Source organism: Pseudomonas sp. BF-R-19, assembly GCF_019956445.1.
Taxonomy (GTDB): domain Bacteria; phylum Pseudomonadota; class Gammaproteobacteria; order Pseudomonadales; family Pseudomonadaceae; genus Aquipseudomonas; species Aquipseudomonas fluorescens_BH.
The window spans coordinates 1-12773 of record NZ_JAHBDN010000044.1 but is presented as its reverse complement, the minus strand read 5'-3'; the positions used below and the strand labels follow the sequence as shown (position 1 = coordinate 12773).

Here is a 12773-nt window from a genome sequence, read left to right as displayed (position 1 = left end):
ATGAACATTCCATCTGCAGAAACCGAATCCCTTGTGGGAGTATGAAGCCTGTGTTCATCGTCGGTGCCGGTCCGGCGGGCATTCGTGCGGCACAAACGCTGGTTGCCCATGGCGTGCGTCCGGTGCTGCTGGACGAAGCCGCACGCGGCGGCGGGCAGATTTATCGGCGTCAACCGGCCAACTTCAAACGTTCGCCGGTCAAGCTGTATGGCTTCGAAGCACGCAAAGCCAATGCGCTGCACAAGACAATCGACGCACTGCGCGAACAAATCGATTACCGCCCCGAAACCCTGGTGTGGAATGCCGAAGACGGCGCCCTCGACACCTTGCAGAACGGCCGCGCCGCACGCTTGGAGTTCTCCCGGGTGATCGTCGCCACCGGCGCCACCGACCGGATTCTGCCCGTACCGGGCTGGACATTACCGGGGGTCTACAGCCTCGGCGCGGCGCAAATCGCCTTGAAGTTCCAGGGCTGCGCCATCGGCGAACGCGTGGTGTTCGCCGGCAGCGGCCCGCTGCTGTACCTGGTCGCCTATCAATACGCCAAGGCTGGGGCCAACGTGGTCGCGGTGCTCGACAGCTCACCCTTCAGCGCACAGGCCCGAGCCCTGCCCGGTCTGCTGGCGCAACCGTCCACGTTGGCCAAAGGCATTTATTACCGCAGTTGGCTGACCGCGCACGGCATCCCTGTGCATCAAGGTGCGACCCTGGCAACCATCGACGGCGAGCAACGCGTGCAATCGCTGCGCTGGTCCAACACCAAGGGCAAACACTCACTCGACTGCGACGCGGTGGCCTTCGCTCACGGCCTGCGCAGTGAAACCCAACTGGCCGATCTGCTCGGCTGCGGATTCGCCTGGAACCCGCTCAATCGCGCCTGGTTACCGCAGCGTGACCGTGCGGGCCGCAGCAGTGTCGCCGAGGTTTATCTGGCGGGCGACGGCGCCGGCATCATGGGTGCGGACGCGGCGGAAATGGCCGGTGAGCGCGCCGCATTGGCGGTGCTCGAAGACATGGGTCATCGGATTCCGGCGCAGCGCCCTGCCCAGTTGGAACAGCGCCTGGAACGCATTGGCGAATTTCGCCAGGGTCTCGAACGCGCCTTTACATTTCCCGACAACTGGGCCGCTGGTCTCGCCGATGACGTGATGGTCTGTCGCTGTGAAGAAGTACGCGCCGGGGATATTCGCGACGTGGTGCGCGAAGGTCATTGGGAAATCAACCGGGTAAAGGCTCATTGTCGTGTCGGCATGGGGCGTTGCCAGGGGCGGATGTGCGGTGCCGCAGCAGCAGAAATCATTGCCTGCCAGAGCCAGCGCGCTCTGTCCGATATCGGCCGGTTGCGCGCCCAGGCACCGATCAAACCGCTGCCGTTTGGCCTGGAGATCGAGCTGTGAACGAAGTCGATGCAGTCATCATTGGCGGTGGCATTGTCGGTGCAAGCGCCGCCCTGTTTCTCAGTCGGGCCGGCCAGCGCGTGGCGCTGCTGGAACGGGATTTTTGCGGCTCACATTCCAGCGGCGTGAACTACGGCGGCGTACGGCGTCAGGGTCGTCCCCTGGCGCAATTGCCGCTGTCGCAAAAGGCCCATGAAATCTGGGCGCAGTTGCCACAACTGATCGGCATCGACGGCGAATACCAGCGTAGCGGTCACCTCAAACTGGCCCGCAGCCTCAACGATCTGCAAGCCCTGCAGGACTACGCCGATAGCAGTCGGGGGTTCGGTCTCGATCTGCAAGTGCTCGACCGAACCGAATTGCGCGCACGTTTTCCGTGGGTTGGAGACGTGGCGACAGGCGCGTCCTATTGCCCGGACGATGGCCACGCCAACCCGCGGCTGGTGTCTCCGGCGTTCGCTCGGGCGGCGCGGCAACAGGGCGCACAGGTTTACGAACAATGCGCGGTGAGCGCTGTAGAACATGACGGGCAAGGATTTCGTGTGCTTACGCAAACCGGCCAGGAATGGCGTGCACCCTGGCTGTTGAACTGCGCGGGAGCCTGGGCCGGCAGCCTGGCCACGCAGTTCGGCGAACCGGTGCCGATGCATTCGGGTCATCCGGCGATGCTGGTCACCGAACCGTTGCCGCTGGTGATGGATGCCAGCACCGGCGTCGAGGGCGGTGGCATTTATGCCCGTCAGGTTACCCGGGGAAATTGCGTACTGGGCGGCGGCCAGGGCTTTGCCCTCGACGAGATCCGCGCCCGCCCCGGTCAAGGCGCAGTGCTGGAAATACTCCGCCAGGCCGTCGAGCTCTACCCGTTTCTGCAAGGTGCCCAGGCAATTCGTACCTGGAGCGGCACCGAAGGATATCTGCCCGATCGCCAACCGGTGATCGGCCACAGTGGTACCCAACCCGGTCTGTTGCACGCGTTCGGCTTTGCCGGCGCCGGTTTCCAGATCGGTCCCGCGGTGGGCCAGGCGCTCACCGAAATCATCTGTAGCGGCGCGTCAAAGACGTCGCTGGATGCGTTTTCCATCACCCGGTTTCACTCCATCTCCGTAGCTTGATAGAGGAAGGTCGCGCCAATGAATAATGTCAAACGCAGTGCACTGCTCGGTTTCTCTTGGCTCAGTTTTTCTTGCGTGGGCACCCTGCTCACGGTCACTCAGGCCCAGGCCGAGCCGACACTTTATCTGGGCATGAACGGCGGGACCATGGAACGGCTCTATGCCGACAAGGTGCTGCCGGCTTTCGAGAAGGCCAACAACGTCAAAGTGGTGATCGTGCCGGGCACCTCCGCCGATATCCTGGCCAAGGTCCAGGCCAGCAAGGGCAACCCGCAGATGCACGTGATGTTCCTCGACGACGGCATCATGTACCGCGCGATCTCCATGGGCCTGTGCGACAAACTCGAAGACAGCCCGACGCTGGAACAGATTCCGGCCAAGGGACGGATCAAGGACCAGGCCGTGGCGGTCAGCCTCGGGGTCACCGGGCTGGCATACAACACCCGGCTGTTCAAAGAAAAAGGCTGGAGCGCGCCAACCTCGTGGATGGACATGGCCGACCCGCGCTTCAAGGACAAACTAGTGTTCCAGTCGATGGCCTCTTCGACGTTCGGCTTGCACGGTTTCCTGATGTTCAACCGGATCCAGGGCGGCACTGAAACCAATGTCGACCCTGGTTTCAAGGCCTGGCCGAACACCGTCGGGCGTAACGTGCTGGAATACATTCCGAGCTCGGCGAAGATCTCCGAAATGCTTCAGACCGACGAAGCGGCGCTGTTCCCGTTGACGCCGACCCAGGTGACGGCTCTGAAGCTCAAGGGCATGCCAGTGGAATATGCACAGCCGAAGGAAGGCGCCGTGGTGCTCAACGTCGCCGAATGCGCAATCGCCAACAACACGCAACCGGAGCTGGCGCAAAAACTTGCCGCCTTCTTGCTGACCCCCGAAGCCCAGGCCGTCGCACTCGAGGATGGCGACCAGATTCCGTCCAACCCCAACACCCCGACCACCGAGCGAACCCATGGTCAGGTCGAAGCCATGAAACAGTACCTTAATACGGCGATTGCCGTGGATTGGGATCAGGTCAACGAACAGCGTCCGGCATGGAGTGCACGGTGGAACCGCAGTATCGAGCGCTAGGTCACTCGCCAGGCGCAGTGGTCTGGACATTGGCATAACCTTGTGGGAGCGAGCTTGCTCCGGGCGGCGTTCCGACGATAGCGGTGTGTCATTCAACATCGATATTGACTGACCTGACGCATTCGTCGGAACGCCGCCCGGAGCAAGCCCGCTCCCACAGGTTTCGCGGTGTTCCTTTGGAACCCAGTGACGTTAGCCCAGAATATGCCGACACAGCTGGAAGCAGATTCCCCGCTCTGGTTACACTATGCCGCCGCAGCTCGGAGAGCCTGCCCGCACACCAGAGGTGATATCCCAGTGGCCGTTCGCCTGCCCAACCGTTCGCCAATCAAATCGCGCTGGCAAACGTTGCGTCGCCTTCTCGGCAAGGCACCTCCTGCTGGCAGCGCCGCGGCAGGCCAAGTCATCCACGACTACTTTCGCCATCAGGCTCATGCCCAGGGCTACACCCTCAGTCACAGCCAACAGCGGGTGATCGACTGCATGGCCCGGCATGCCTGCATGCTGATGGGCGCTGCGGCGAAACCCCTTCCGGGTCTTTACCTGCATGGCGCCGTGGGGCGCGGAAAAAGCTGGCTGCTCGACGGTTTTTTCCGGGCCATTCCCCTCACGCAAAAACAACGCCTGCACTTCCATCAGTTTTTCGCCCAGCTGCACCAGGGCATGTTCGAGCACCGCGAACAGGCCGACGCCTTGGCGATCACCCTCGATGAACTGCTCAGCGATTGCCGGGTGCTGTGTTTCGATGAGTTCCATGTGCACGACATCGGCGATGCAATGCTCATCACCAGGCTGTTCAAGGCACTGTTCCAGCGCGGCATCCTGTTGCTGGTGACCTCCAATTATCCGCCCGAAGGCCTGCTACCCAATCCGCTGTACCACGCCCGCTTCAAACCGGTGATCGACTTGATCAATGCGCGCATGCAGGTGATGGAGGTCGGCGGGCCCCACGACTATCGCAGCCAGGCCCGGACCCATGCGCATCAGTTGTTCACCCAGGGCCATTACGTCTGGCCGGCGAGCGTGGCGCAGCGTCAGTCATTGAACCTGCCGGATCGCGACACCCCGGTCGTGTCGTTGCCCGTCGGCACCCGGCATTTCCAGGCCCGTTTCTGCGAAGGACGCGGCATCGGCTTTACCTTCGCCGACCTGTGCGACCAACCCACGGCCGTGATGGACTATCTGGAGTTGTGCCGTCGTTTTGACCGCTGGATCATCGATGACCTGCCGCCGCTCGGTGAGTGCTCGATTGCCGCCCAACAGCGCTTCATCAACCTCATCGACGTGCTCTACGACCAGGACAAGCACCTGACGTTGCTCGGGCAGCACTCATTGCGCGAAAGCCTGGGTGGCGATGCCATTGATCTGGCGCGCACGCGCAGTCGATTGGGGCAACTGGTCGAAGTCAGAGAACCGGTCTGATCGATAGCTTTTTGTTGTATTGAAGGGTCTCTTCGCGAGCAAGCCCGCTCCCACACTGGATTTGTGTCGGATACAGAATTTGTGATCTACACCGATCAAATGTGGGAGCGGGCTTGCTCGCGAAGGCGGCCTGACAGTCACCACAACTTTCCCGCTATCATGTCGCGCATTTCCGGGGCCCCGCGCCTTTTCCTTGATCAATAGCGAATCTGTTCATGCATACCCTTGCTCAATTGCGTGCCGGCGAGTTGTCGGGCATCACGCGGCTGGATCTGGCAGAAGGCCTGACCGAGTTTCCCCGGGAGATCTTCGATCTGGCGGATTCGCTGGAAGTGCTCAACCTCAGCGGCAATGCCTTGAGCGCCCTGCCCGAGGACTTGCATCGCCTGACCCGTTTGCGCGTGCTGTTCTGTTCCGACAACCGTTTCGCCGAGTTGCCGGCCTGTATTGGCCAATGTGCCGCACTGACGATGATCGGCTTCAAGGCCAACCGCATCGCCCAAGTGCCCGCTGCGGCACTCCCACCGCTGCTGCGCTGGCTGATCCTGACCGACAATTGCATCGAGACACTGCCAAACGAGTTGGGAGAGCGGCCGTACCTGCAAAAGCTCATGCTTGCCGGTAACCGCCTGCAGGCGTTGCCGGAGTCGATGCGCAATTGTCATCGACTGGAACTGATCCGCATCGCCGCCAACCAACTCACCGACTTGCCACAATGGCTACTGACGCTGCCGAGCCTGACCTGGCTGGCCTACGCCGGTAACCCGCTGGAAACCGAAGCCGATGCCGCCGCCCTCGACGCCACACCGCGCATTGACTGGTCGGCATTGCACCTGGAGAAAAAACTCGGCGAAGGGGCGTCCGGGGTGATTCATCAGGCCGTCTGGCATCCGGCTGACCAACCGGCCACGCCCGTTGCGGTGAAGCTCTACAAGGGCGAAATGACCAGCGACGGTTCGCCACTGCACGAAATGAACGCCTGCATCACCGCTGGCCTGCACCCGAACCTGATTCGCGTCGAAGGGCGGATTGTCGATCACCCGCAGCAAACCGCCGGGCTGGTGATGCAACTGATCGCACCGAGTTATCGCAACCTCGCCAGCCTGCCGAGCCTGGCGTCGTGCAGCCGCGACATTTATGCCGATGACTTGCGTTTCAGTGCGGCGGTGGCACTGCGCATCGCCTCGGGCATTGCCTCGGTGGCCGAACACCTGCACGGCCATGGCATCACCCACGGCGACCTCTACGGGCACAATATTCTGTGGAATGAACAGGGTGACTGCTTGCTGGGGGATTTTGGCGCGGCGTCGTTCCACGGGATTTCCGACAGCCTGGAAAGCCGTGCCTTGCAGCGGATCGAGGTGCGGGCGTTCGGGGTGTTGCTAGGCGAACTGCTGGAGCGGGTTGATTCGGGGTTGAGCGCTGAACAGCGTGGGGTGCTGGAGGATCTGGAGCGGCGTTGCTGCCAGCCGCAGGTGCTGGAGCGGCCGGGGTTTCGCGAAGTCGTGGAGCAACTGAAAAATCTGTGACCGCTGCGCGGTCATTTTCGCGAGCAAGCCCGCTCCCACAGTTAATCGAGTTGCCCGGCCAGGCGCGATCTAATGTGGGAGCGGGCTTGCTCGCGAAGACGGCGTCACTGGCGAATCAGGTCAGCCTGCCAAGCCGACAAACATATCCTGCACGTCGTCGTGGTTATCGAGGCCTTCAAGGAACGCTTCGACTTCAGCCATCTGCTCATCGCTCAGGCCGCTGACCGGGTTTTTCGGCTGGTAGCCCAGTTTGGCCGACAGCACGGTGAAGCCTTGTTCCGGCAGGGCTTTCTGTACCGCATCGAGGTCGGTCGGCTCGGTCAGGAACAGGGTTGCACCCTCTTCACCCGGCTCGAAATCCTGTGCACCGGCTTCGATGGCGGCCATTTCCGGGTCGGCGTCCGGGGTGTCCGGCGACGCTTCGATCATGCCGACATGGTTGAAGTCCCAGGCCACCGAACCGGAAGCGCCCAGCTGGCCCTTGCGGAACGCCACGCGGATCTCGGCGACGGTACGGTTGATGTTGTCGGTCACGCATTCAACGATCAACGGCACCTGATGCGGGGCGAACCCTTCATAGGTCACGCGATGGTATTGCACGGTTTCGCCCAGCAGGCCCGCGCCCTTCTTGATGGCGCGATCCAGTGTTTCCTTGGGCATCGAAGCTTTCTTGGCCTGCTCAACCACCAGGCGCAAGTGCGCGTTGGTAGCAATATCAGCGCCGTTGCGCGCAGCAATGGTGATTTCCTTCACCAGTTTGCCGAAGATCTTGCCCTTGGCATTGGCTGCCGCTTCTTTGTGTTTAACCTTCCACTGTGCGCCCATTTCTCACTCTCTTATCTGTGGCATCTGTGGCGCCGAGACATCTATTGGCCGACGCTTTGCGCAAGTTTATACGGCCTAAAGTTGGCAATCGACCAAAAAATCCCGACTTGCATCGACATCTTCACCAGCGGTTGTAGGGCGATTCGGAAATGTCGCTTTGCCGTGCCCGCAATGCGCCGGGGTTTCGTACGCTTTGCACCCTACTCCACGGCGGTAGCGTGTTCGATGCACAACGACAAGGAAAGTCCCACCACCCTGACGCTTCTCGACGACGACCTGAGTTTCCAGGTGGTGCGGTTCAGTGGTCATGAAGCACTCAACCAACCCTATCGATTCGACATCGAGATTATCGGGCTGGCACCGGCCCTGAACCTTGAGCGATTGCTGCGCCAACCGGCGTTCCTCGAATTTGGCCACGACCAAGGCATTCATGGCGTGCTGCACAGCGCCAGTTGTGAACATCGAAGCGGACACCGGGTCGCTTACAAGCTGGTGCTGGTGCCCCGTGTCCAGGCGCTGGATCAGCAACGATGCCGACGTATTTTCCAGTGCGCCAGCGTACCCATGATCCTGCGCCGGTTGCTGGAGGAAAATGGGTTGCCCGCCGGCAGCTATCGCTTTGAACTGGCAACCGGGCACTATCCCCTGCGTCCTTTTTGCATTCAGTACGAAGAAACCGATCTGGCGCTGCTGCAACGGCTGTGCGAGGAAGAAGGCATCCACTATCACTTCGAGCATCAACGCGACGGCCATGTGCTGGTGCTGGCCGATGACAGCCTCAGTTTTCCCCAGGAACCGCTGCTCATGTCGATGAGCAGCGGCGCCCTGCGCGAACACCACGAACCGGTGATCAGCGAATTGTTCCAGCGTCATGATGCGCCGCTCTCCCCTGTGCGCCCAGGCGCCAGGAATCCTGGTGCAGCGGACATCAGCGACGGCGCAGCCAACCACTCGTTCGCCACGGCGAGGCACTTTTGCGCTCGCGAGCAACAACATCGCGACCAGCTCAGCCGTCGACAACTGGAACGTCTGCGCTGCCGACACCTGCAGATCCACGGTCAAAGTAACCAGAGGGTCTTACGCAGTGGCCGGATCGTACAGGTGGCCGAGCATCCGCTGGCGAATTTCAACGATCAATGGTTGGTTACCGAAATCCGCCATCAGGGGTGTCAGTCATCGATTCTGCTCGATGACACAGCGGGAAAGCCCTTGGGTTACCGCAATCAATTCAACGCCATCCCCTGGTCGACCGTGTTCAGGCCCGCGCTCAAACAACTCAGGCCGAGTATCCCCGGGTATCAGCCCGGCCAGGTGTGCGGCCCGGTCGGCCAACCGGCGACGGTGGACGAGGATGGCCGGGTTCAGGTGAGCCTCTGGCCCACCACACCATCAGCCGCAAAGGCGTCCGACGGCCTGTGGCTGCCGCTGGCGCTGACCACCGCCGAGAACTGGATCGATCCGGCCCGCTTGCCCGTGGCTGGCAGCGAGGTACTGGTGATTTTCCTCGACAGTGACCCGGACCGCCCGGTGCTCTGTACGGCCATGGGCCCTCGGCCACAACCTCGCCGCCCTCGTCCGCATGAACCCCGTGGCGATACCCGCCTGCTGTTCGACTGGCTGCTCACCCGCTCGGACCTTGCGCCCTGACGCTCAGCCCTTGTCAGCCTTGCCGGCCGCGGCGGCGAACTTTGCCAGGCGCACGTCCAGATGCCGTGGCCGTCGCCCGTGATCCTCCGCGCGCTCCTTGCGGCGGATGGCGTTACGCACCATCAGCGAGCCGATATAGCGAATCGGCTCCGGCGGGAAAAACCCCAGCGGTCCGTTGACCAGCGGCGAACGGGTCCAGGGGTTGTCCAGGCCCTGGACCATCGACGCCAGAATCTGCCCGCCCATATGGCAGGGCCCGACGCCGCTGCCGGAATAGCCGAAACCGTAGAACACATTGCCACTGGCGCTCATCTGCCCGAAGAACGGCAGCCCGGTCACCGAGCGGTCCGATGGACCATTCCAGGTCGCTTCGACCTTGACGTCGGCAAACGCCGGGAAGAAATCCGCGAGACTGCTCTGCAACAAACCGGCATAAGGCGAAGGCTGATCGAACACCGGCAGCATGCGCCCGCCATAAGCGAAGGTATTACCACCCTTGCCGAGCATGATCCGACCGTCCGGGGTGTTGTGGTAGTAGTGCACGAAAATCCGCGAATCGAGCACCGTGACGCCGCTGGTCAAGCCGATTTCGTCGAGCAATTCCGGCCGAGGCTCGGTGATCAGCATGTCGCTGGAAACGATCGCCACGCTGCGTTCGAACTGCGGGAACGCCCGGGCCATCCAGGCGTTCATCGCCAGCACCACGCGGTCGGCGCGAACAGTGCCATTACGGGTTTCGATACCTGCTGGTTTGCCTTCTTCCAGCCCGGTCATGGCGGTGTTTTCATGAATCTTCACCCCCAGTTGCAAAGCCACCCGGCGCAAGCCACGCACCAGTTTGCCCGGTTGCACACTGGCCGCGGCCGGGGAGAACCAGCCTTCCAGGTGTTTGCTGGAACCGGCCATGCGCTGCACATCGGTCACTGGCCGCTGGGTGAACGAGTTGATGCCATTGCGCTCCAGCGCCGCGATCACAGCGTCAGTCGAGCCGACCTGAGCGCGATTGGTCGCGGTGTAGAGGGTGCCATCAAGACGGTAATCGGCGTCCACTCCATACTGTTCGCAGAAGGCGCCGATAGCATGGATGCTGCGCTCGGACTCCTTGACCAGGCGCACGGCCTCTTCGACGCCGAACAAACGCTCAAGGGTGAAATACTTGGCCGACCACGACAATGCACAACCGCCATTGCGTCCACTGGCCCCGGCACCGCAGATGTCCGCTTCGATCAGCAACACATCCAGCTCGGGGTTCTGTTCCTTGAGCATGATCGCGGTCCACAACCCGGTGTAACCACCGCCGACGATACAGACATCCGCGCGGGTGTCGCCTTGCAGTGGCGGACAGGTTTCGGATGCATCAGCCTTCAAGGCCTGGTCCAGCCAAAAGGGTCTCATGGGGTCAATCTCCGGTCAGTGGCCCACACGCCAGCCTGCCGCAGGTGCAGCAGGCGACGAGGGACAGGATTCAGGTACGCAGGGGTTTGATGGTCATCGCTTGATTGGGCACGTAGGCAAAATGAGTACCCAGGCCACCGGGGCGGCTGTTCCAGTGCGGGATCAACACCAGCGCCGAGAACATGGCGCAGCCAGCGAAGACGATGAACACGGTAACGGTGTCGAAGTAGCCCGGCAGTAATCCACCTAGGATCGCCCCGACCGAGCCGCAGCCGTTGACGAAACCGGCTGCCGTGGCGCCGGCCTTGGCGGTGCCGAAGTCGATGGCGGCCGCGCCGCTGATCATCGAGTCCGGCCCGTAGAGGGTCAGGCCCATGACGAACAGCAGTGCCACCACCAGCAGCACGCTGCCGGTATGCAGGGCGCCCATGAAAAACGCCAGGGACACGGTCAGCGCCAACAGGCTGATCACGCAGGCCGGCATGCGCCGGGCGCCGAACAGTTTGTCCGAGGCCAGGCCAATCAGGATCGGCCCGAGCAACCCGGCCAGTTCAAACGCGGTCGGAATGATCGCAGCGCCGACCTTGCCCACCGAAGGCATCTGTTCGAAGACGATCACCGGCCCCCACAGCAGAATCGCGTAGCGCGCCGGCTTGAGCATGAAGTACGCCAACCCCAGCACCAGCACCGTGCGGTTGCGCAGGATTTCCTTCAACGGCTCCCACATGCTGATTTTGCTTTGCGCGTCGGCTTGTTCGGCGGTCAGCTCGGGTTCCGGTTCCACCGCCGGCAAGCCGACGTCTTCCGGTTTGTTGCGTTGGAAAATAAAAAACAGCACGGCGACCAGCCCAACCACCGCCGCACTGGAAAAGAACGCCGCATGCCAGCTGCCAATGAGCGTGTACGCCCACCAACCGGCAAACGGCGAGGCCACCAGACCGCCAAAGGCGTAGCAGGAACTCCACAGGCCCAATACCCGTCCGCGTTGCTCGGAGGGAAAGAAGCTGCCGAGGTTCTTGCACAGCCCCGACCAACCGGTGGACTGCGCCAGGCCTTGTATCAGCATGCAGGTAGCGAAAATCGGTATCGTTGCAAAGTTGCCCATCACCAGCGCCGCGGCGGCGGAAATCACCAACCCGCCGAGCACCACCACCCGCGGCCCGAAGCGGTCGGCCAGGATGCCCCAGGTGAACTGACCGACGGCGTAAGCCGTCAGGTAGATGGCGTCGAGGTTGGCCATGGTCATTTTGTCGAGCATGAAGGTCGGGTCTTCGCCAATACCGAGTTTGGCGACCGAGAAGGCTTTGCGGGTGAAGTAGAACGCGGCGTAGGCGAGCCAGGTGATCGCGAAGATCTGCACGCGCCAACGCTTGATGGTGCCGATGTGCTTGTTCATTGTGGTTCTGACCTCAGGGTGTGAGTGTGCCGGCAGAATTGGAAGAAAACGCCTGTGTTTTTATTGTTGAGCACTGCGATATCGCCCTGTCCCTACGGCGGATACCGGTCAGATGAGTCCTGTTGTTGCACGCACAGGCTCATGGCACCCGCTGCTGTTCGACTGACCAGTCAGCGGGGCTGAGGTGGATAAAAACAATTACTGATTAATAAGTGAAATCGATTTATCGTATTTCAAATATAAGTTCAGCTTGTTACTGGAGATTCCCATGTCGGTGTCCCACGCCCAGCTCAAAGCTTTCCATGCCGTGGCGGTGCATGGAAGCTTTACCAAGGCCGCCGAGCGCCTGTTTCTGACGCAACCGGCGATTTCCGACCAGGTGCGCAAACTCGAAGAGCGCTACGGCGTTTTGCTGTTTCACCGCAACAAGCGTTCCGTGCGCCTGACTGATCTGGGCGAGCGCCTGCTCGGCGTGACGCAGAAATTGTTTGTCATCGAAGCCGAGGCTCAGGAACTGTTGCAGGACTCCCAGGCCCTGCAGACCGGCAGCCTGATTCTGGCGGTGGATGCGCCGATCCACGTGCTGCCGCAGATCGCCCGGTTCTGCGAGCGCTACCCCGGGATCAGCGTGAAGATCGAAACCGGCAACACCGATGAATCGCTGTTTCGACTGTTCAACTATCAGGCCGACCTGGCGTTGCTGGGCCGTGACGTCAGCGATGAACGCCTGATTTCCCTGCCCCTGCGTAACGACCCGATGGTGGCGTTCGTGTCGCGCAATCATCCGTGGGCCGAGCGCGAATCCATCACACTCGCCGACCTTGACGACACGCCACTGGTGTTGCGGGAAATCGGTTCGGTGACCCGGCAGACGCTGGAGGAGGAAATGGCCGGGGCCGGGTTTCGCATCCGCCCAGCGATTCAGGTTGAAGGTCGGGAGGCAGCGCGGGAGGCGGTGGTGGTGGGGATT

General features: G+C 61.8%; 10 protein-coding genes. 7 read left to right on the top strand and 3 right to left on the bottom strand.

All coding sequences use genetic code 11. The features are described from left to right. The first annotated feature begins 41 nt into the window (after positions 1 to 41). The 5 genes from KGB28_RS10345 (at position 42) to KGB28_RS10325 (ending at position 6540) form a co-directional block, all read left to right on the top strand. Positions 42 to 1397 carry an NAD(P)/FAD-dependent oxidoreductase gene (locus KGB28_RS10345; protein ID WP_223444666.1) on the top strand — a complete coding sequence of 452 codons (1356 nt, stop codon included), beginning with the start codon at positions 42 to 44 and terminating at the stop codon, positions 1395 to 1397. Beyond that, a complete protein-coding gene (locus KGB28_RS10340; RefSeq protein WP_223444658.1) occupies positions 1394 to 2509 on the top strand; it encodes an NAD(P)/FAD-dependent oxidoreductase in 1116 nt (371 codons plus the stop codon). Before KGB28_RS10345 ends, KGB28_RS10340 begins: the two co-directional genes overlap by 4 nt. Positions 2510 to 2527: 18 nt before the next feature. After that, on the top strand, positions 2528 to 3589 hold the full coding sequence (locus KGB28_RS10335; RefSeq protein ID WP_223444656.1) for an ABC transporter substrate-binding protein: 1062 nt from the start codon (positions 2528 to 2530) through the stop codon (positions 3587 to 3589). 297 nt (positions 3590 to 3886) lie between these two features. Then, positions 3887 to 5011: a cell division protein ZapE gene (zapE, locus tag KGB28_RS10330; RefSeq protein WP_223444654.1), complete on the top strand. Its 1125-nt coding sequence runs from the start codon at positions 3887 to 3889 to the stop codon at positions 5009 to 5011. Between the two features lie 215 nt (positions 5012 to 5226). After that, on the top strand, positions 5227 to 6540 hold the full coding sequence (locus KGB28_RS10325; RefSeq protein WP_223444652.1) for a leucine-rich repeat-containing protein kinase family protein: 1314 nt from the start codon (positions 5227 to 5229) through the stop codon (positions 6538 to 6540). Positions 6541 to 6660: 120 nt separating this feature from the next. Here the strand turns inward: KGB28_RS10325 and KGB28_RS10320 are convergent, their stop codons facing one another. After that, positions 6661 to 7365, bottom strand: a complete 705-nt coding sequence (locus KGB28_RS10320; RefSeq protein WP_008051121.1) for a YebC/PmpR family DNA-binding transcriptional regulator — start codon at positions 7363 to 7365, stop codon at positions 6661 to 6663. Between the two features lie 225 nt (positions 7366 to 7590). Here KGB28_RS10320 and KGB28_RS10315 point away from each other — a divergent pair, with 225 nt between their 5' ends. Continuing rightward, positions 7591 to 9012: a type VI secretion system Vgr family protein gene (locus KGB28_RS10315; RefSeq protein ID WP_223444777.1), complete on the top strand. Its 1422-nt coding sequence runs from the start codon at positions 7591 to 7593 to the stop codon at positions 9010 to 9012. A gap of 3 nt (positions 9013 to 9015) precedes the next feature. Here KGB28_RS10315 and KGB28_RS10310 read toward each other — a convergent pair whose 3' ends face one another. Together KGB28_RS10310 and KGB28_RS10305 are read right to left on the bottom strand one after the other, a co-directional pair. After that, positions 9016 to 10407, bottom strand: a complete 1392-nt coding sequence (locus tag KGB28_RS10310; RefSeq protein ID WP_223444650.1) for an FAD-dependent oxidoreductase — start codon at positions 10405 to 10407, stop codon at positions 9016 to 9018. 70 nt (positions 10408 to 10477) lie between these two features. Further along, complete coding sequence (locus tag KGB28_RS10305; protein WP_223444648.1) at positions 10478 to 11803, bottom strand: MFS transporter; 1326 nt, start codon at positions 11801 to 11803, stop codon at positions 10478 to 10480. A gap of 268 nt (positions 11804 to 12071) precedes the next feature. Between KGB28_RS10305 and KGB28_RS10300 the strand changes: the two genes are divergently transcribed. Further along, a partial coding sequence (locus KGB28_RS10300) for a LysR substrate-binding domain-containing protein (RefSeq protein ID WP_223444646.1) occupies positions 12072 to 12773 on the top strand: 702 nt, incomplete at its 3' end.